This window comes from Streptomyces sp. PH9007, from assembly GCF_059813725.1.
In genome coordinates this window covers 3,427,340-3,447,623 of the sequence record NZ_CM187440.1, presented here as the reverse complement: position 1 = coordinate 3,447,623, position 20,284 = coordinate 3,427,340, and the positions used below count along the sequence as shown (strand labels likewise).

The following is a 20,284-nucleotide window of genomic DNA, read 5'->3' as shown; positions in this document are numbered from 1 at the left end:
GCGGTGAACGGGACATACCCAGGGGGGTGTTCGGCGGGCATGCCAAACCGACCGGCTCCGGCACCCGCTCCGAAAAACCGGTGTGTTTCGGCCAAACTCTGGCTGAGGAAAGGCCGTTGGCGAGGACGCCCGGAGGGCGGAAGATGTTGTGGTCCGGGAGACGCTGGTCGTCTCCCGGACCAGACCGCCGTCCGCGGGGAATGAGACGGCGGCTCCCCCGGCCCGCCGGAACCCTGAGGGCCAACGGGCCGACCCACGCGTTATCCATCGAACCTCTGCCCTCGCCCGGTGCCCAGAGCGCACACCCGGGCGCACGGCCACATGCCCGGAGCACAATCCGGAAGAGGGGAAGCGCTCGAATCTGTGTACGGACATGATTCCGCCATCCGGGAACAAACCCCTTAACGGTCAGCAGGCACCGAACTACGCTGGGTTGGCGGAAGGCGTCGGTGTGTGTCAGGGGTGCGCGGATGACCAGGGAGCCACGCGGGCCGAACGAGAAGCTGGGGACGATCCTCGCTCTGGCCGGTATCAGTAACGCCGGTCTTGCGCGCCGGGTGAACGATCTCGGCTCGCAGCGGGGATTGACTCTGAGATATGACAAAACCTCCGTCGCACGATGGGTGACGAAGGGGATGGTGCCCCAGGGCTCCGCCCCGCATCTCATCGCGGCGGCGATCAGCAGCAAGCTCGGCAGACCCGTGCCGCTGCACGAGATCGGCCTCGCGGACACCGATCCGGCGCCGGAGGTCGGTCTGGCGTTCCCGCGCAAGGTCGCGCACGCCGTGGAGTCCGCCACCGAGCTGTACCGGCTCGACTCCTCGCCCGGCAAGGGGATCTGGCAGTCGCTGGCCGGCTCCTTCGCGGTCAGCGCCTACGCGACACCCGTCTCCCGCTGGCTGATACGCCCGGCCGACGCCACCGTCACCCGCGAGACCGAACGTCCGCGTGAGGGCGGCTGGGGCCGGGTCGGGCACTCGGACGTGTCCAAGCTCCAGGAGGCCGCCGAGGAGGCACGCCGCTGGGACTCCAAGTACGGCGGCGGGGACTGGCGTTCCTCGATGGTGCCGGAGTGCCTGCGCACCGACGCGGCGCCGCTGCTGCTGGGCAGCTACAGCGACGAGGTCGGCCGCTCCCTCTTCCGCGCCACCGCCGAACTCACCCGGCTGGCCGGCTGGATGGCCTTCGACACCGGACAGCAGGAGGCGGCACAGCGGTACTACATCCAGGCGTTGCGGCTCGCGAAGGCCGCGGCCGACGTACCGCTGGGCGGGTACGTCCTGGCCTCGATGTCCCTCCAGGCGACCTACCGCGGCTTCGCCGAGGAAGGCGTGGACCTCGCCCAGGCGGCCCTGGAACGCAACCGCTCCCTGGCCACCGCGCGCACCATGAGCTTCTTCCACCTGGTGGAGGCGCGCGCGCTGGCGAAGGCCAACGACGCGCCGGGCTGCGGTTCGGCGCTCTCGGCGGCGGAGGGCTGGCTGGAGCGCTCGCGCCCCGGAGACGGCGACCCGAGCTGGCTGTCCTTCTACGCCTACGACCGGCTGGCCGCCGACGCCGCCGAGTGCTACAGCGACCTGAAGCTGCCGGGGCAGGTGCGGCGCTTCACGGAACGGGCGCTCCAGGAGCCCACCGAGGAGTTCGTGCGCTCCCACGGGCTGCGGCTGGTGGTCGCGGCGGTCGCGGAACTGGAATCGGGCAATCTGGACGCGGCGGTGGCGGTCGGTGCCCGGGCCGTGGAGGTGGCCGCCCGCATCTCCTCGGCGCGCACCACCGACTATGTGCGCGATCTGCTGCACCGGCTGGCCCCGTACGGCAACGAACCGCTGGTCAAAGAACTCCAGGAGCAGGCCCGTCCGCTCCTGGCTGCTCCTGCGTGACGTTGCACATGACAGAGGCACTGGCCCCCGGCATGGCCGGTAAGGGCCGGTGCCGGGTATGACCCCGGTCACATCCGCCCCCGGACGTACCATGGCACCACTGTGCACAACGAACCGAACCCCGCGCCGTCCGACGCCCCCCGCCCCATGTTCGCGGCGGGCACCGGCCCGGCGGCCGACCCCGCCGGCGACCGCCACGAACGCCGCATCCGCAGCTTCCAGCCCCGCCGCAGCCGGGTCACCACCGCGCAGCGGGAGGCGCTGCTGCGGCTGTGGCCGCAGTGGGGCCTGGAGGTGGACGGGGAGTCCGTCCTGGACCTGCCGGCCCTCTTCGCCGGCCGGCCCGTGGTGCTGGAGATCGGCTTCGGCATGGGCGAGGCCACAGCCGCGATGGCGGCGGCCGACCCGGACACCGGCATCCTGGCGGTGGACGTGCACACCCCCGGCCAGGGCAACCTGCTGCGGCTGGCGGAGGAGCGGGGCCTGACCAACGTCCGGGTGGCCAACGGCGACGCGATCATCCTGCTGCGCGAGATGCTCCCGCCGGCCTCGCTGGCGGGCCTGCGGGTGTACTTTCCCGACCCCTGGCCGAAGAAGCGCCACCACAAGCGCCGCATCATCCAGCGCGACTTCATCGACCTGGCGGTGACCCGGCTGGCCCCGGGCGCGCTGCTGCACTGCGCGACGGACTGGGAGCCGTACGCCGACGCGATGCTGGAGGCCCTCACCGCGTCCCCCACCCTGACGAACCTCTCCCCCACCCAGACCTTCACCCCCCGCCCCGAGACCCGCCCCCTCACCCGCTTCGAGTCCCAGGGCCTCTCCAAGGGCCACGCGGTGAAAGACCTCCTCTTCCGCCACGAGCCGTAGGCACTCGGTGGACACTGTCTGGCGGACGTCAGCATGCTGCAGGGCGGGCCAGGTGTGTTGAGGCAGGTGGCCTCCGAGCCGATGGTCTCCTGACTGTTCAAAGCTCTTCCCGTGTCAGGCTCGAAGGCTCTTGACGCGATCCGCGCCTCGCGTGCCGAAGTACGGTGGCGGGTCTGAGGCTGACGGGGCGAGAGATTTGGGCGGAAAGTGCACTGGGGCAGCGAACGAGGTGGTTGCAGGGCACAGAAGGAGGCACACTCCTAGGATCGAACGGGCTTTTTGTTCAGGGGTTGCTTGAGACAGATGACGTTCGTGGATGTGGCACCCCCCGGACAGAGCCAGTCGCTAGAAGAAGCCCATGGGGCGTCCATTAATATGGGGCCTCAAGAGGAGGGCCCTGCTCCGGCCGAGGCTGGACTACGGTGAGCGAAACGCAGTGTTCGCTGGGCAGGTCACCCGGGTTGCAATCCAGGCTCATCGCGGCGCGGACCGACCGGAAGCCTTGCCTCTGCGGCGTCGTGCGTGATCTCCTGGTGGTCGTTCAGGTCAACAGGTTGGAGGAGTGAGTCGTGGCGAAGGAGAAGGGGGAGAAAAACACGTATGGCGTGCCCCTGGAGCGGAGCGACTACCTCAAGCCGGAGAAGCACAAGTACCACTGCGAGCCCGAATATTTCAGGAAATGGGTCCAGTCCGGTTACGGAAAAGGCAAGCGTCTGGCTGTTGACCTCTTCTCAGGCGCCGGCGGACTGAGCCTCGGACTTGAGCGGGCCGGATGGACAACTGCTGCAGCCGTGGACTTCGACGAGCGAGCTCGCGAGACACATGCAGCGAACTTCCCCGGCATGAGTCTTTGTATCGACCTCGGGGATGATGCGCAGCGAGGCGATTTCGTCCAGCGAATTCTTGACTCCGGCGCCGAGATCGACATCGTGGCGGGAGGCCCCCCCTGTCAGCCATTCAGTCGTGCCGGACGTAGCAAGATCCGACACTTGGTCGAATATCACAACCGTGACCCGCACGATCTTCGTAAAGAATTGTGGCGCGCCTATGTCGATGTCGTGGAGAAGCTCCTTCCACGCGCCGTCCTCATGGAGAATGTCCCCGACATGGGGCTCGGCGATGATTTCAGTGTGATCCGCATCATCGAGGCAAAGCTGGAGAACCTTGGATACTTGACCCAGGTGCGTCTCGTCGATGCGTGGAACTATCGTGTGCCGCAGCACAGGAAGCGGCTGATCCTGGTCGCGCGGAGAGATAGCGGCGGCTTCACTTGGAATAAGCCAAAGAAGCAGACCACCCTCCGAGATGCCATCGGTGACCTTCCTGCGATCAACCCGAAACCTTTGGATCCGGTCGGCGCCCGAGTTCTCGACTACAACGAGCAGCAGGATTCGCTTTCTTCCTTCGCCAAGGAGATGCGCGAGGAAGCGCATGAAGGTGTGATTCATGACCACATGACGCGGCGGGTTCGAACCGACGACTTCAAGATCTTCACCATCATGGATTCCAAAACCCTGTACTCCGAGCTTGGCGAGAAGCTAGGAGACGACGAGAAGGAATTCCAAAGGTACGATGCGGAGCAGTTCACAGACAAATACAAGAAACTCGACTGGAACGAACTGAGCCGCACCATCACCGCGCACATCGCCAAGGACGGTTACTGGTACATCCATCCTGAAGAGCCACGGACGCTGACTGTGCGCGAAGCCGCGCGAATCCAGACATTCCCGGATCGCTTTCGGTTCGCAGGTACTCGGAGCGATGCCTTTCGACAAATCGGCAATGCGGTTCCCCCCCTGCTGGGCGAAGCCGCAGCCCGGGTTCTCCTGCCTCAGGATGTTCCCGCCGAGAACGAGGTCGCGGACAAGTGGCCGAAGGTGCGCGCGGAGCTGACCAGCTGGGCCAAGGAGCAGCGTGCTGGTAAGGGGTGGCACCAGTTTCCCCATGGTCTGAAGATGAAGCCGCTCGGGGCTCTCGTCATGGCGCTGCTCTCACGAAGCAAACTGAACCCTAGGCAGCTCGTTCATGTGATGGACAATGTCGCTGGGTGCAAGGAATTGACCCGAGACGTCTACCTCAGGCTCCTGAACGCGGCGCCGACAGAAGCAGTTCGCAAGCGTTTGGAAGGCCGACTCGGCCCGGTCGTCGACAGGCCCGAGGTCTTCCTGAACGCGGATTCAATTCTTGATCACAGCAAAGTGCTGGAACTCAAGCCGGCCGAACTCGCGTTGTTCAAGCTGCTGGCCGGCGGCGACATAATGCTGGTCAGCCAGAGTGCGTTGCGGGTGGCAGCGAGGATGCAGCAGAATCAATCGCACCTGACCAACCGGCTGACCGAGGGTCGGCTCAACCTCATCAAGCTTCTGGGTGCCGGCCGTGACGCGCCTGTGCGCATGGCCGCCATTAGATTCATCGGTGAGAATCTGTGCCGGGATAAGCAGCCCGTGTGTGGAAGCTGCCCGCTGAGCAACCACTGCCCGACTCGTCCTCAAGAGGACAAGGGAACCGGAGTCACCTTCGATGTTGCGTTGACCGCAGACTGACCGGGACGCTCCCGGGGCAACAGGGACACTGCGACGTGGCGTCGGCGATGCGCTTTGGGCAGGGGAACTTTGTAGCGGCAGCCCCAGCAGTTCCGGTGACTGCCGCGTTCATGCCATCCCGTGGTCGAATCTCCCAGGCATTGGGTGGAACCCATGCCGCAGGGCCTCTTCGTAGACCTGCATCGCTTGCCTGGCCTGTGCCCCGACGACCTTTCGCCCCGCGGACAAACGATTCGCAACTCGCTCGACGAGCTGCCTGTCCACGGAGCGCAGGAACCGGCCTTCGCGGGCCCAATCCGCGAGAGCCCGCCAAACATCGCCAGGGATGTCCTCGATGGCGGCTTCGGCCTCGTCGGAAACGGTGTTCTCCGGGGACGCAATCTCGAAAGGCTCGGTCGTGAGTTCGGCGGCCAGCGCGTCGGGGAGCGCCCACGGGATGCGGGACACCTCGTCCCAGCAGTCAGGCTTCTTCGCCCACTCCGACACGTGCCGGTCGCCGGAAAGCACCGTCTCCATGATCAGGGGGCAGAGTTCGTCGAGAGCATCCCTCAGGACGTCCGTGGTGCCCTGCTCGTTCCAGATCTTGTCGAGGTCGATCCGCTTCTTTGCGGCGAGTGAGAGCCGGGCGACTGTGTAGGTCGTGATCAGGCGTTTGTGGCTGCCGGCCGAGTGTGTACGTGCGATCCTGTCGGCTGCCTGGAAGAGGAGGGCGGTCGCGATGGCGCGCTTGCAGTACTGCACGTCCACGACGGGGTCGGACTTCTCGATCCGCTCCATGAAGTGGGCAAAGTTCTTTTGGGCGCCGCGGCTCACCCAGTACGGAAGCTGTTCCCAGGAGTGCACGAAGGTTGCCAGGTCGGACTTGCTGAATCTCTGCCGCGTCGGCGTGATCAGTTTGAACTTGCGCTGGGCCGCGCGGGTCTCGTGCTCTGCGGACTTGTCGGTGTACTGGCCCCGTGCCCGCTCGTAGAACCATCGTGTCTCCTGGCCGCTGCCATCGGCCGCAGGAGCCCACAGACTGCGGGAGACACGCTCGAAGGCAACATGGAACTCGTGGTTCGAGCTGAAGTCGACCAGGGTCACCTTGTTCTGGGTGTTGGAATACTGAGAGATCCTCGGAACGATATCGGAAAGGTGCGCGGGGTCGACGATCGTGAGCTTCATCTGAACGTGGACCCCGTCCAGGTCTCGCTTGTCACGGATCAGGACGTGGTGCAGTGAGGCGGTGGTCTGGCCGCCGTTGACGATCTGGAGGCCGGTCATGCTCCTGATGGCGACGGGGCTTCCGGCCTCGTCGGTCTCGAAGTCCACGTCCGAGGCAGTGGCAGTCACGCCGTTGTTGTAGGCGAGGAACCGGCCGGGGGCGTTCAGCAGGGTTTCGCGGATGCCCTTGTTCACGGCACCACGGGTCTGGAGGAAGGACCGCACATTGAGTTCGAGCAGCCGGGTCCGGTGCTCCTTGTACAGCTCGGCAAGCTGCCGGCCTGGGATGACGGCCAAGACGACCGAGTAGTTCGGCTCATCGCTGTGCGCCGCCAGGCAAGGAAGGGGACGATCGAAGGTGACCTTGATGGGCTCGCCGATGCTCCCGGAGGTCTCGTGCCTGTGGAACCGCACGAGGTCCCAGAGCTCGTAGGCGACGGGGATTCCCGCGAACTCCGTGGGCTCCGGGGCGGTCGTCGTGCTTACCCGATTGCTGAGAAGGAAGAGGCGGATCTTCGGAACACTCGTCAGCGCCTTCTCGACACCGACGCACATGTCATGTACATCGGTGTTGTCCTCCTGATTGGGGCGGATGGTCGCGTGCTTGCCCAGAAACGCGAACAGCCTGCGGAAGAGTCTATCGGACTCGGCCTTGGTCAGCTTGCTGCTCGACGGCGTCAGGTTGAAGTCCGTTGTGTAGAGATCGAGGCTGGACCCGTCCTCGGGCAGGCCATAGCCGTAGATCTCCAGTCCCCGAGAGGAGTGGTACGCGAGTGCGGCGTCGGTGACGACACCGGCTTCCTCAAGGATCTCGAGTACGTGCTGGGTGAACGTGTTCGGGATCGAGCCGCCCTCGGCGTCCGCCAGCGCCTGGATGTCGGTGACCAGCGCGCGGGAGTACTCGTGGAGGTCGTGCTCAACCATGGGTTCCTCGAATCAGGTCAACCAGTGTTTCGGCGGTCACGCTGTGGGTGGCCAGAGCCAACACGTCGATCGTGTAGGTGCAGTTGCCGACCCCGGGCGGCAGCTCGGCCTCGACGATCCGAGGGAAACCCTCCCCGACCATCCAAAACTCGCTGCGACGCAGGGTGTAGCGGTCGTGGTCGTAGAGGTCCCGTTGGTTAGGCAGATATCCGGCCTGGACCAGCAGGCTCTCGAAGCGCTGGGAGGCGGACGGTGAGGTCAGACGGGCCCGTATCTCGTCCACCAAGGCGTTGAGACTCGTGCCGAGCCCCCGCTGGCGGTCGTCAAGGACGACGTGCGCCAGCGCGAGAGATGTCGAGCCGGCCGTGTCCAGCTGGCGCTCACTCGCGATCTGGACCGTCCTGGGAGAGCGCGCTGTGGTCGCCTTCACCTCGACCGCGGCGCCGGGCAGCTGGAAGTCCTGGTTCGTCTGCCGTGGGCCGGTCCAAGAGCTGACGGCCGTGTGCTGGTCCACGGCCGGAAGTACGTACTCAAGGAGGAAGTGGAGTTCGCCGAAGAGGCCGCACCGGGCCTGCCGGGACAGGCCCTCGCGCGACACGGAACGCAGCAGTTGCTGCCACCGGGCGTAGCGGCGAACCGCAGCCTCCGCCGCAGTCTCAGTAGTCGGCGCGTCCCGCACCACCTCTGCTATGTCGGAGACGAGCGGGGTGAACACCTCCGTGAGTTCGTCGTCGGTGAGCATGACCTGGAGCTCGTAGTGGTCGCCGGACACCGACGACAGGTTCAACTGCAGGCCACGGGTGGCCTGCAGTTCCTGGATCTCCTGACGTACGGTGTCGGCGGTCCTGGCGTCCGTGCCGAGCAGCAGCATCCGCCGGAGGGCAGGATGCGTCACCGACATCTGAATGTCGTGCGGGGAGTCCGGATGGAGCCGCCGGGTGGACCTACCCGGGGTCTGCTGGTGGGCCTCCAACTCCTGCCACACACTCTCGTCGATCACTCTTCGCCCTCGAAGTCGTCGAACTCCATGTCCTGCTTGAACCAGATGTCGTTGACTACGTACTCGGTCTTCAACTGGTGGCGGGAGAAGGGGAAACTGATGGAGAACCCGACCAGAGGGGCCACCGGCTCGGTGTTCCCTGACGATTTGGCCGCCTCGGCAGGGCAGAGAGGATATAGCAGAAGCAACGGCTGGTCGGGGCGGCGCTGGTGACGCAGAGGCCGACCCCGGGGGGTGTCGGGGTCCAGCGGATCGCCCTGCCGGTTGAGCTTCCCCTTCGCGGCCTCCTTCGTGGCCTTCAGCGCACGGATCTTCTGCTCACCCGTCAGATCGCAGAGCTCGTCGGCGGGACTGAGTACGCGCTTGATCGTGTAGCGGCCGGGAACGACCTCCGATGACTTGGAGTGGCTGCGCGTGATGAGACCGACGGAATGGCCCGCGATCTCCGCCGCCGCTCCCTCGGGCAGCCGACTGGCCAAGCGTACCGTCCAGCTACCCAGCTCACCCTGCACGGCACATTGACGTACGTACTCCGCGATGAAGGCCGGCCGAACCCGCTGGGCCTGCCGGTCGGTGAGGTAGAAGTCGAGGAAACCCTCGGTGACGTCCGAGGCTGCGACGCCACTCCACGTGATGCTCCCGCTCCGATCGTCCACCTTCCCGGCGGAGAGCGCATCGAGGCGCGCAACGAACGACTCGAGAAGCTCATGGTTGTTACGAACCACCTTCTCGGAAAGGTCGAAGATGGTCGTCTCGGGAAGCTCACCTGAGTAACTGAGGCGGACACGCGTGCCCTGCCTCATCTTGTTCGAGGCGGTGATGCCGAGGCCGAGCGACGAGGTCCTGACTTTGAGACCGTATTCGCGGGGGGTGAGTCCCACCGCAGACATCTCCTCGACGTCGCGTCGGAGTTCGTCGGTGGCTGCGGTGATCTCCGCATACTGGCGCTGCAGCGTACGTGTTGTGTACAACCGGCACAGGTCCTCGTAACGGGGGCGGTAGCCGAACCAGCGGCCCATCTGCAGCAGGGTGTCGTACGTCTTGGAGGCACGCAGGTAGTAGCTGACCGACAACCCTTCGAGGGTCAGACCGCGGGACAGCTTCTCGCCACCGACGGCGATGACCGACAGGCCGTTCTCCCTGCGCTCGTAGTACTGGAGGGCGTCCTTCGCCGCGCCGTTGACGGCCATGACGGTGATCTTCGCGAGGGCGGCGTGGAGGTGCGGTTCGACCTCTTCCCAGTCGAGCCTGTCCCCTGTCATGTCCTCGGTGCAGGGGACGAAGTCCTCGTCCCACAGCTGCTGCAGCTCTTCCTCTAGTTCTTCGCGGGCACTGCTGAACCGGTCCTGGAGAACGTCGAAGAGTAGACGCACGTGAGCGTCGATCTGGTCGCGGACCTGTTGCTGTACCGCCGTGAAGCGGGTCACGTGCACCAGCATGGAGTTGTGCACGGAGACCTGCCCCCGTGCTCGACGTGCGGCGCAGGTCAGGACGAAGGACCGGATGGCGCGCTGCAGCGACTCGGGCAGGAATTCGGGAACCCGGTGGTAGGACTTGTGCTTATCCGGCACCCAGAGGTCCGTGTCCTTGATGTGTTTTATAAGTGGCAGCGGCTCGATGTCCTCCTCATCGCCATCGGTCTGCAAACCGAAGAGACGTTCGGGACCAAGGTAATTGGACGGCGCCCGCAGGGTGCGGATGAAGCTCTCCGGGAAAAGGTCGGGGCCCAGTTCGTCGTGGTCGGTGTCCGGGTTGATGTAGATGTTCGCGAAAGGGGTCGCGGTGTAGCCGACGTAGGACGCCTTTGTGAAGCTGTTGACCAACCGCCTGATGGCCTTGTTGATCGCCGAGGGGTTGGTGTCAGGGTCCTTGGAGGTGTTCACCCCAGCGTTGTCGGCTTCGTCGTCGATCACAAACAAGGGAAGGTCCGGAACGACCATCCGGCCGGTCTCCGGGTCCTTCACGCCGTGGTTGTCGATCACCCAGTCACGCAGGTTGTCAATGATTCGACGATTCTTCTTGACCACGAGGACTACCGGGACACTGCCCACCGGCACGTTCGCGGACACCGCCGTCTTCCGGGCGAAGTCCCCCTTCTCGTGACTGGTGGTAAGCGACGCTGCCTTCAGACGCTTGTCGTGCGACATCGCGCCGACACCGATATGACGACGAGCGTCATCGTCCGAGCGGAACTGGTACTGAGTGTCGAACCCGAGGAGCCCTTCGTCGATACGGAGTTGGGTCTGGCTGCGCAGGTCGTTGTGGATCCCGGCGAACACCACGATAAGCCGGTATCCGGCGTCGGCTGCCTTCGCCGCGAGCCCGATGAACTGTCCTGTCTTGCCGGACTGGACCTGTCCGATCACGAGCCCGGTCCGGCGCCAGGCGCCTTCTCGCTGAGGGTCTTCCAGCTCACCGAGAACGTCGTCGGTGCTCTGGTCCAGTCGGCGTACGACCTGCGTTGGGAGTTTGGAGACGCTCAGGAGGTAGCGCCGGTAGCGGTCCCAGAAGTCCCACTTACGGTCGGCCTTGGCGTCGGCGAGCCAGGGTACGTGGCCCTCGTCGTTCTTCAATGCGGAGGAATCAGCTTGGAACACGGAAGTCCGGCTTTCGAGCACCTTCCGCACCTGGCCACGCTCTACGGTGATCCCCTGCGCAGCGAGGATACTGACCGCGGTGTTCACGGCGAAGTCCACCTCGGCCGACGTCGCCTGGCGGTCACCTGGCAGGAGCAGTACCGCAGTCTGCTCGGCCTTCTCGAGACTGTCTTCGGGGATGGTGCTCACAGCGACCTCCTGCGGCCGGATCGGTTGGGAGTGGGGACTACCAGGTGGGTCAGGAGTTCCAGAAACCTTGTTGCTCGTCGAAGGGAGACATGGAGCTGAGCACTCCCCGGGCGTTCTCAGGAGAGCGGCCCTGCCCAAGGAGTGTTTCGTACACCTGGCGGGCGATGGCGACGGTTTCCGGAGCGGCCGGCCCCGGGCCGCCGAAAGGTTCGGGGTCGTCAACCGTGTCGGTCTCGTGGAGCATGCGGAGCGCTGTGACCGGGACCGTCTCCTCCAAGAGGCGGATCATCGAGCGGAGAACGTCCGGATTCCCGCCCTGATAATCCATCGCGGCCTCCACCAAAGGGTGTTTTCTGTTGATACGCAGAACGATCCGGCCATCGTGACGCTTCACGTTCCAGGCGAACTTCAGGGGGCTACCATGCGCTCGCGACACCACCTGACCACGTTGTCGTGCGGAACGTGAGGCGGCCTCACGGGTGTACCTGGCGATCCTCTCCAAGTGACGACGCAAGGAGACGGGGGGAACCACGCTCGCCTTGCGCACATCCACGCCCCAGTCGACATCGGTCTCCGCAGGGATGTCCACCGCGATCCGCGCGAGGTTGTATTTCTCCTCGCACCGCAGCCCGCGGATCCCCAGCCAGTCACCGGCCAGGATCAAACGGTCACGTCGGTAGACGTAGAACCCCTGCTGCCCCAGCCATCCCCTGGGCCCGGCAGCCGACTCATACTCGGCCCCCGAGAGGCGCTGGGCTGTCGGGAGGACGAAGGGCTCCACGCGCACCGACTCCGATCCCAGCGGCAACGGTTCCCAGGGGACCCGCTGTACCGATGGGTGCGTGGACAGGAACGGGTCCCAGGGGGAAAGTTCGGAGCCGCGCACCCGGATCCGGCACCGGGCAGGACGCTGCAGAAAGCGGGCGAAGACCATTGACAGGTGGGCTTGAGTTCGCTCGGCCTCCGTATAGAACTGGGACTGCATCCTTTCGTCGTCACTGGTCACAGCGGTGTTGTGGTAGCCGGAGAGGTGCTCCCAAAGGACGACAGTCCCGTGCTGCATACTTCCTGCGATCCGACGCAGGCGAGTCGTGGTCATGTCGCCGGAGTTACGGAGAAGCCGCCACTCCTTGCAGAGCTCCACGACACCGAGATCCCACGTCCGAACGTGCCAAATCCCGTCCTTGACGGTGGCGACGGTGAGCTTGCGGCACTGGGAGAAGGAAGCGGACTTCAACCCCACCCCGAAACGGCCGAGATCCGTGGCGCTCCGCTCGGTGGACGGGCCGCGGGCCGCCACCGTCATGGCGGTCACCAGCTCCGGCTCCGTCATCCCCCTGCCGTCGTCCGTCACCGCAATCCAGGAACCCGGTCCATCCCATGTGAAGTCGATGTCAATGTTCTTGGCCTCTGCCGAGATGCTGTTGTCCACGAGATCTGCGACGGCGGCAGGAAGGGAGTAGCCGAGTGAACTGAGGGACGCCACCATGCCGGCAGGGTCGGGAGCAGCAACGTCGAACTCCATCTTTTTTACGCTCCGTACCCGGTCAGCCCTGTGCGGTCGATTCGTCTGTGTGCTCTGCGCAGCGGCATGTGACAGGACTTCTCAAGCCTCGTACGAGGATGCGCTGCCTCGTCCCACCCCAACCGAAATCCCCCTCGGCGCATGGTACCGAAAGGTGCTTGTCTGGTGAAGGCCATCTCTTCGGAGCGCTGTCCCCCGGCTTCGCGAGGCATAACGCAAAAGCCGTTGAGTCACCTTGGCCAGCCTGGCGATTGAGACCTCCAGGCCCCTCCAGGATTTCAGAGAAGGTGCGGTGGCCAGAACGACTACTGCTGGCGGTTGTTGGACGAGAACCGCGAACTCACTACTGCCAGCCATCGAGCAAGATGGGTGCGAACCCCGCCCAGTAGCGATGGAGAAATTGGTGGCTGTGTTCATGAACTCCTCGGGGATGGCAACAGCGCCACCCCAGCAGGTCTGAGCGTGCTTGCAGGACCTCCCCTTCAAGTTCACCCGTCCATTCGCAGGCGGCGGGGACGCTGTTGGTGACTTCAACTCCTCAAGCGCCATGGATGCTGTGGCGACCTTCGGGGAAGCCTTCACTGTCAGACTGGTCTCCTCGTACGTCTCACATATGAACGTCGGTCATTTCCCTGTCCGGAGGTGCGAGGCAGATCAAGATCTCTCCCTCATTCTTGTTGTCATTCGCCCGCCCCGCGGGCAGCCACCACTTGGGCGATCCGGACGGCCACCGCATCCGGCTTCTCGTGCTCCCAGAAGCGCAGCACCCTCCAGCCCTCGGCGGACAATCGCTCGGTCGTCTCCCGGTCCCGGTTGATGTTCTTGTCGAGTTTCTGGCGCCACCAGTCCTTGTTCGCCTTCGGCTGCGTCGCGTGTTCGGGGCAACCGTGCCAGAAGCAGCCGTCCACGAATACGGCGACCTTGGGGCCCGGGAAGGCGATGTCGATGGTTCGACGGGACATCCCGGGCACCTTCCGGTGCAGGCGGTATCGGTGCCCGGTGGCGTGGAGAAGACGACGGATCGCCAGCTCGGGACCGGTGTTGCGGCTGGCCTGCCGGCTCATGCGGGAGGAGACCGCGGCGGAGGACGGCGTGGGGCGCGGATCGGCGCTCCGCGATCCCTCGTTCACGCGCCCTCCAGTTCTCGGCCACAACGGACCGAACGATCGTATGTGATCGTCCACCCACCGGCTTCCTCAGGCCGAGGCGTTTGTCAGGGTCGTGAGGTCTGTTTCCGTGAGGGTCACGGTGGTGGACTTCAGGAGTGGGGGGAGTTGGTCGGGGGTGCGGGCGCTGGCGATGGGGGCGGTGATGGTGGGGCGGGCCGCCAGCCAGGAGAGGGCGATGGTGGAGAGTTCGGTGTTGTGGGCCGTCGCCACCTCGTCCAGGGCCGACAGCACGGCGCGGCCCCGGTCCGTGTCCAGGTGGCGGGAGGCCGCGGTCGAGCGGGCGCTGGTGACGGGGGCGCCGGGGCGGTACTTGCCGGTCAGGAAGCCGCTGGCCAGGGCCGAGTACGGCATGACCGCCAGCCCGTGGCGGGTGGCCAGGTCGGCGAGGGGGCCTTCGTAGCTGTCCCGGGACATCAGGTTGTAGCGGGGCTGGAGGGCCGTGTAGCGGGCCTTGTTCTCCCGGGTGGAGAAGGCCAGCGAGGCCTCCAGGCGGTCCGGGGAGATGTTGGAGGCGCCGATCTCGCGGACCTTGCCCGCGCGGACCAGGTCGTCCAGGGCCGTGATGATCTCCGCGACCTCGACGGACTCGTCGTCGAAGTGGGTGTAGTAGAGGTCGATGTGGTCCACGCCCAGGCGGCGCAGCGAGGCGTCCGCCGCCGCCTTGATGGTGTCGGCCGACAGGCCCATGTGCTCCGGGTGGCGGCCCACCTTGGTGGCCACCACCACGTCGTCGCGCCGGCCGCGGCGCGCCAGCCAGCGGCCGATCACCGTTTCGGACTCGCCGCCGCGGTGGCCCTCCACCCAGGCCGAGTAGGCGTCGGCGGTGTCGATGAAGTTCTCGCCGGCCGCGACGTACGCGTCCAGTACCGCGAAGGATTCGGCCTCGTCCGCCGTCCAGCCGAAGACATTGCCGCCCAGGCAGAGCCCGGACACCTGAAGATCGCCGATGGGGTTCATGGCGGTCAGGGTATGCCGCCGGCCCTGGTGTCGGGGGGAGTCACCAGGGCCGGCGGCGGTGTGGGGGGATGGTCGTTGGCCGGTCAGACCGCCTGGCCCTTGCCACGCAGCCACGCCAGCGGGTCGATCGGGTCACCGCCGCCGGGGCGGACCTCCAGGTGCAGGTGGGGCCCCGAGGAGTTCCCGGTGGAGCCGACCCGGCCGATGGTGTCGCCGGTGTCGACGGACTGTCCCGCGGTGACGTTCATCGAGGAGAGGTGGCAGTACCAGAGTTCGGTGCCGTCCTCCTGCTCGATGATGATGCGGTAGCCGTACGAGCCGGCCCAGGCGGCTTCCTTGACGGTGCCGGTGTGCACGTTCTTCACGGGGGTGCCGGTGGGGGCGGCGAAGTCGGTCCCGGTGTGGGTCGAGGACCACATGGAGCCGCTGGCGCCGAAGCCGGAGGACAGCGTGTAGCTGGTGAGGGGGAGGGTGTAGCTGGCGCGCAGTTCGGCGAGGCGGCGCTCCTCCTCCAGGCGCTGACGCTCTTCCTCGGCCTCGCGCTGCCGCTGCTCCTCGGCGAGCCGCTCGGCCTCGGCGAGTTCGGCGGCGGCGGCGACGGCGTCGCTCTGCGCGCTGGCCAGGACCTGGGCGTGCTCGGCGGCCTGGGCGGTGGCTTCCTGTTCCTCGGCCTGCTGGAGGATGCGGGCGCGCAGCGCCTCGCCGGCGTCCTGGGCCTCGGTGAACGCGGTCACCGAGGTGGTGTCCTGCACCTCCGGCTCGCTCTCCGGGGAGGAGATCAGGTCGCCGAGGACGGGGATCTGGTCGGGGATGGAGCGCACGGAGTCGAGGCCGGGTACGGAACCCGTGCCGCCCTCCTGGGCGGTGGCCATGCCGCCGGCACCGACGGCGGCGAACATGCCGACGCCGAGGACCGCGCGGCTGCGTGCCATGGTGCCGCCACGCTGCCGGGCGACCCGGTGCCGGCCGCGCACGGGGCGCAGGGTCTCGGCGCTGGGGTTCCACTCGGTACGGGGCTCGTCCTCGATGGTCTGCGGCCCGTAGTAGGCGGGGTGGGACCCGTGCGGGTTCGACGCCACGGAGGCGTTCTCCTTTCCTTCCTTCGCCGACCGGGTTAGCTGACGGGTTCGGAGCAGGAAGGTCTCCTACGGACGGTGGGCCGTCCGATGCACCCCAAGTGGTGGTTCCCCGGTTCCCGGCGCGCTGGTGGCGTGCCGTGGATTAGGCGGTACAGCACGACCGCCGTCTTGGCGACGGCGGAGACGACCGCGCTGCGTTATCGAACGTTAATAGACGGCCCGCCGTAATTCCAAGTGGATCCGGGAATTGAGTCAGGCACTTTCCCCCCTCAAACAGGTGTGGATCATGGCAAATTACCCCATAGATTTTTGTTGCTGCCATGGCAAGTGTTTCTGACGGTGTGTCAGTTGTTATCGGAGTGATGTCTTCCGATCACTCACGGTGAAAGGCGTCCCTCCAGTGCGAGCGCCAGCTTCTGGTGCAGCCGCTCCGCCGTCCCCTCCACCGACCCGTTCCCGGCCAGCAGTTGCGCCACCTCCTGCCGCAACTCGCGCGAGAACGCCGGATAGTACGGGCTCGCCGGCCGTGCCCTGGCCTCCTCCAGCGCGCACCACAGCAACTCCGGATACCCCGGCGGCACCTCGCGCACCGCGCCCTCCGCCGGCTCCCCCGGCGCCCGGGGCACCGCCACCGCCGTGACGGCCGCGCAGTCCAGTTCCGTCGGGTCCCCGATGCCGTACGCGTCCCGCAGGGCCGGAGCGAACCCCGCTTCCAGCAGCCTGCGCTGGCTGTCCGGCTCCGCCGTCAGGAAGCGGATCAGCCGCTCGGCGTCCGCCGCCCGCGCGCTGTCGGCCGAGACCGCGAGCGACTGCCCGCCCAGCGCCGCCGCCCCCGGCAGCGGGACCACACCGAAGTCCGCGCCGTCCGGCAGCGTGGCGTCCAGGTGCTGGTACGCGTACGGCCAGTTCCGCATCAGCACCACCCCGGACGGGTCGCCGCCGTCCGTCTCCCCCGTGAACTCGCGCAGCGCGCCGGTCTCGTCCGCCTCCCGGGCGCGTTCGCTCAGCTTGCTGCCGTCCGCGATCCGCAGCAGTTCCCTCAGCCCGCGCCGCAGTTCCTCCTCGCTGCCCCGGTAGCGGCCCCGCTCGTCGGTCAGCTCCACCCCCACGCTCCAGAACGCCTCCAGCACGTTGACCGTCAGCCCCTCGTACGGGCGCAGTTGCGTGACGTACAGCGGGTGTTCCTGGCCGCCCGGCCACTGCGCGATCAGCTCGCCGAGCGTCTCGTGGCCCAGCAGTTCCCCCGGTTCGCGGCCGAGCGCGGTGAGCAGGTCCTGGCGGTAGTAGAGGAGTCCGACGTCGGTGTTGAACGGCACGGCGTACGCCCGCTCGCGCCAGCGGCCCGCCTGTGCGGCCTGGGCCAGGAAGCCGGCGTCCAGCAGGGTGTCGTCCAGCGGACGGATGAGCCCGGCCTCGGCGAACTCCGGTACCCAGGTGGTGTCCAGGTTCAGCACGTCGAAGTCGGCGCTGCCCGACTGGAGCGCGGCGATCAGCTCACTGTGCTGGCCGTCCTCGGTGCGCGGCAGCTCCACCAGCCGGGCCGGGCGGTTGTCCTCGTCCGCGTTCCAGGCGTCGATCAGCGCCTGCCGTACGCCCTCGCCCTCGCGGCTGGTCAGGTCCGCGCCGCTGACCACCACCAGCGGGCGCCCGTCGTCCGGCCGGGCCGGAGTCCGGCCCGGGTCCGGCGCCCCGCTGCACCCGGCCGCCACCGACAGCGCCAGCAGCCCCGACAGTACCCGCGCCCGTACCGCGCGATGCCGCGTCATCACGGCTCCCGGGGCGCGGTCAGGCCCCGCAGGGTCCCGGCGAGCGCCGCCCCCGGCGACCCCGAGCTGTCGAAACACAGGCCGCCCGAGGCGATGAGCATCCGGTTGTACAGGTGCTCGCAGCCGAGCGAGCCGTACGAGACGACAGCGACCGGCGGCGCCGCGTCCGCAGGTACGTCCAGCCGCCCGGCGCTGTCCTCGTCATCGGTGATCAGCACCACCAGCCGGCCCCGGTCCGGCTCTGCGGCGTCCGGCTCCCGCGTCAGCAGCGCGAGGCCCGCCTCCAGCGCCGGGGTGATCGGGGCGTGCCGTTCCACCGGGGCGAGCGCGTCGACCGCCGCCCGTACCCCGTCCGCCCCGTCGTACGGCGCCAGGCCCCGCACCGTATGCACCGGACCGGCGCCGCCGCCCGGTGTCGCCAGCAGCGCGTACCCGTCCTCGGGCCCCAGCACCCCGATCGCCGTCCGCAGCAGCGCCGCGTACTGCGCTTCCCGGGCGTACGAACCCGAGGACACGTCCACCACGAACACCACGTCGCGCGGCCCCTGCCGGCTCTCCTCCGCGCGCAGATACCCGGCCGCCGCCGCCTCGTCCGGCGCCAGCAGCCGGGGCAGCGCGGGCGCGGTCACGAACGCCTCGTGATTCAGCGGCGGCGCCTCGATCAGCGCGCGCCGCTCGTCCCGCGGGTCCCGGAAGCCCTGCGCGCCCAGCGCCCGCGTCCCCTCCGCCGAGCCCAGCCACGCCCCCAGCCGCCCGATCGCCTCCCGCCGCTCCGCGTCGTCGGCGGCGGCGTGCTCCCAGTGCACGGGCACGAACGTCAGATCGAGCGGCGGTACGTCCCGCGGGTAGTACGCCCGGTACCGCTGGTCCCAGGCCAGCTGGTCGAGATGGGCGCCGGCCGCACCGCTCAGGCAGGCCGGACGCCGCTCGGCGCGCACCAGGTCCACCGCCGTCCGCTCCGCGACCAGCAGCGCCGGCGCCGCAGTGGCGGGCCCGCCGCCCGCCGGCCGCGCCAGCGAGCACAGCAGCGCCGCGTCGTCCGCCGGCGGCAGCGGCACGTCCCGGATCCCGCCAGGCCCGGCCGTCATCCCGTGCAGCAGCGCCGCCGCCGAGCCCGCGGGGCGGGCCCGTACCACCGTGAGGTCCTGCTCGCCGGCCGCCGCCAGCAGCCGTTCCAGCGGCTCGCCGGAGCGCCGCAGTCCACCCGGCGGCTCGCCCGGCAGCAGGACGACGGCGGGCGAGGTGGCCACCGTCACCGGCTCCCCCGGGTACGCGGCGCTCTCCGCCCCGTCCACAGCCTCCGCCGTCCCCCGTAACGCGATCGAGGAGGACGGCAGCCACACATCCGGGCGCGGCCCGATGTCGCGCAGCGGCCGCGCGCACTCCTGCCCCGCCGCGTGCGACGAGGCGTCGGCCGCGCAGGTGCGTTCCGGCTCCGCCCAGGCGGCCGAGCGGCCCAGCGCCTGCGCGGCGTCCCCGTCGGGGGCCGCGTAGACGAAGGCGTTCAGCTGGCGGCAGCCCGCCGGACGGCCGCCGATGGCCTCCCGCGCCGCCGCCGAGCCCTCGAACGTCTCCAGTACCCGGGCGAGGGGCCGCTCGTACTCGGGGCTGGTCAGGATCCGCAGCTCCAGCGGGACGGGGCAGTCGGGGGGCGGCGGGTTGAGCGCGCCGCCGACCGCGGCGCCCAGCGCCAGCAGGCCCGTACCGGCCAGCGCCGCACCGGCCGCCACGAGCAGGGCGCGGGCCGGGCGCTCCCTGATCAGGCGCCGGGCCGTGGCCGGCCAGGCGGGCAGCAGCCGGCGCGCCGCACGCGGCGGCGGGGTGGCGATCGCCTGGGACAGCACGGTGTCCTCGGCGCCGTTCTGGAAACCGACGTACGGCTGCCAGTCGTCGGGGTCGCTGTCGGCGGGCGCCGCCGCCGCGTCCCGCCCGGCCCTCTCCCGCAGCGGTGCGCGCAGCGCCGCGACCGTCACCGGCCCCCCGTCGGGGCTGCCGGTGCCCTCCCGCAGGATGTCGAGCAGCGCGGCCGTGAACGGGGTCGGGCCCCGGCCGTCCCCGGCGTCCTGCCGGCCCAGCGGCCGGGAGGAGGTCACCAGTGCGAACGGCACCTCCTCCCGCAGCGGCTCCAGGCGGGCGTTGCCCGAGAAGCAGCAGTCCAGGATCAGCACCACCCGCTCGGCGCGGGTACGGCACAGCAGGTCGCGCAGCTCGGCGTACCGGATGCCCAGCAGTCCGGCCTCCCTCGCGCTCGCCTCGCGGGGTTGCAGGTGCAGCCGGCCGGGCCCGGACTCCTCCTCGACGAGCTGACCGTGCCCGCTGAAGTAGCACAGCAGGAGGCTCTCGGCCTCCTCCGCCGCGCGCCGGACGGTGCGGACGATCTCCTCGCGGCGGGGAGAGTGCAGCGGGGGCAGGAGCGCGGGACCGAGCCGGCCGAGCACGTCGTCGCCGAGCGCCTCGTACAACTGATCGATGTTCGCCGTCACCGAGGGCAGCGGCGGATAGTCGGCGGCGTGGTCGTACCGCGCCACCCCGATCAGCACCACCCGGGACCGCCCGGCGTCCGGCTGAAAGCTCACCGCCCC

At 68.1% G+C, this 20,284-nt stretch carries 12 protein-coding genes and 1 riboswitch; of the genes, 3 read left to right on the top strand and 9 right to left on the bottom strand.

Annotation, left to right across the window (positions count from 1 at the left end; translation table 11 throughout):
- Positions 1 to 470 precede the first annotated feature (470 nt).
- From ACTFAP_RS15745 to ACTFAP_RS15735, 3 genes are all read left to right on the top strand, one after another.
- The gene (locus ACTFAP_RS15745; RefSeq protein ID WP_390116088.1) at positions 471 to 1,880 is read left to right on the top strand and encodes an NsdA family TPR-like regulatory protein; all 1,410 of its coding nucleotides are present in this window, start codon (positions 471 to 473) and stop codon (positions 1,878 to 1,880) included.
- A gap of 147 nt (positions 1,881 to 2,027) precedes the next feature.
- The gene (trmB, locus tag ACTFAP_RS15740; RefSeq protein ID WP_500469476.1) at positions 2,028 to 2,750 is read left to right on the top strand and encodes a tRNA (guanosine(46)-N7)-methyltransferase TrmB; all 723 of its coding nucleotides are present in this window, start codon (positions 2,028 to 2,030) and stop codon (positions 2,748 to 2,750) included.
- Between the two features lie 569 nt (positions 2,751 to 3,319).
- The gene (locus ACTFAP_RS15735) at positions 3,320 to 5,293 is read left to right on the top strand and encodes a DNA cytosine methyltransferase (protein WP_500466638.1); all 1,974 of its coding nucleotides are present in this window, start codon (positions 3,320 to 3,322) and stop codon (positions 5,291 to 5,293) included.
- 108 nt (positions 5,294 to 5,401) lie between these two features.
- Here the strand turns inward: ACTFAP_RS15735 and ACTFAP_RS15730 are convergent, their stop codons facing one another.
- From ACTFAP_RS15730 to ACTFAP_RS15690, 9 genes are all read right to left on the bottom strand, one after another.
- Positions 5,402 to 7,420, bottom strand: coding sequence for an AIPR family protein (locus tag ACTFAP_RS15730; protein ID WP_500466637.1), 2,019 nt, complete (start codon positions 7,418 to 7,420; stop codon positions 5,402 to 5,404).
- Complete coding sequence (locus ACTFAP_RS15725) at positions 7,413 to 8,420, bottom strand: PD-(D/E)XK motif protein (RefSeq protein WP_500466636.1); 1,008 nt, start codon at positions 8,418 to 8,420, stop codon at positions 7,413 to 7,415. Before ACTFAP_RS15725 ends, ACTFAP_RS15730 begins: the two co-directional genes overlap by 8 nt.
- Entirely contained in the window at positions 8,417 to 11,206 is a 2,790-nt protein-coding gene (locus ACTFAP_RS15720) for a Z1 domain-containing protein (protein ID WP_500466635.1), read from the bottom strand. Before ACTFAP_RS15720 ends, ACTFAP_RS15725 begins: the two co-directional genes overlap by 4 nt.
- A gap of 49 nt (positions 11,207 to 11,255) precedes the next feature.
- Entirely contained in the window at positions 11,256 to 12,731 is a 1,476-nt protein-coding gene (locus ACTFAP_RS15715; protein ID WP_500466634.1) for an ATP-binding protein, read from the bottom strand.
- A 680-nt stretch (positions 12,732 to 13,411) separates the two neighbouring features.
- On the bottom strand, positions 13,412 to 13,861 hold the full coding sequence (locus ACTFAP_RS15710; RefSeq protein WP_500466633.1) for a very short patch repair endonuclease: 450 nt from the start codon (positions 13,859 to 13,861) through the stop codon (positions 13,412 to 13,414).
- A 66-nt stretch (positions 13,862 to 13,927) separates the two neighbouring features.
- Positions 13,928 to 14,857 carry an aldo/keto reductase gene (locus ACTFAP_RS15705; RefSeq protein ID WP_500466632.1) on the bottom strand — a complete coding sequence of 310 codons (930 nt, stop codon included), beginning with the start codon at positions 14,855 to 14,857 and terminating at the stop codon, positions 13,928 to 13,930.
- 83 nt (positions 14,858 to 14,940) lie between these two features.
- Positions 14,941 to 15,936 carry a M23 family metallopeptidase gene (locus ACTFAP_RS15700; RefSeq protein WP_500466631.1) on the bottom strand — a complete coding sequence of 332 codons (996 nt, stop codon included), beginning with the start codon at positions 15,934 to 15,936 and terminating at the stop codon, positions 14,941 to 14,943.
- 9 nt (positions 15,937 to 15,945) lie between these two features.
- A riboswitch (cyclic di-AMP (ydaO/yuaA leader) is annotated at positions 15,946 to 16,095 on the bottom strand.
- A gap of 218 nt (positions 16,096 to 16,313) precedes the next feature.
- Complete coding sequence (locus ACTFAP_RS15695) at positions 16,314 to 17,702, bottom strand: extracellular solute-binding protein (protein ID WP_500466630.1); 1,389 nt, start codon at positions 17,700 to 17,702, stop codon at positions 16,314 to 16,316.
- Positions 17,702 to 20,278 carry a caspase, EACC1-associated type gene (locus ACTFAP_RS15690; RefSeq protein WP_500466629.1) on the bottom strand — a complete coding sequence of 859 codons (2,577 nt, stop codon included), beginning with the start codon at positions 20,276 to 20,278 and terminating at the stop codon, positions 17,702 to 17,704. Before ACTFAP_RS15690 ends, ACTFAP_RS15695 begins: the two co-directional genes overlap by 1 nt.
- Positions 20,279 to 20,284 lie beyond the last annotated feature (6 nt).

Bases quoted from the DNA above. Each gene is read 5' to 3' on its own strand.
- ACTFAP_RS15745 (WP_390116088.1), top strand. From the start codon at position 471: ATGACCAGGGAGCCACGCGGGCCGAACGAGAAGCTGGGGACGATCCTC.
- trmB (WP_500469476.1), top strand. From the start codon at position 2,028: ATGTTCGCGGCGGGCACCGGCCCGGCGGCCGACCCCGCCGGCGACCGC.
- ACTFAP_RS15715 (WP_500466634.1), bottom strand. From the start codon at position 12,731: ATGGAGTTCGACGTTGCTGCTCCCGACCCTGCCGGCATGGTGGCGTCC.
- ACTFAP_RS15705 (WP_500466632.1), bottom strand. From the start codon at position 14,857: ATGAACCCCATCGGCGATCTTCAGGTGTCCGGGCTCTGCCTGGGCGGC.
- ACTFAP_RS15695 (WP_500466630.1), bottom strand. From the start codon at position 17,702: ATGACGCGGCATCGCGCGGTACGGGCGCGGGTACTGTCGGGGCTGCTG.
- ACTFAP_RS15730 (WP_500466637.1), bottom strand. From the start codon at position 7,420: ATGGTTGAGCACGACCTCCACGAGTACTCCCGCGCGCTGGTCACCGAC.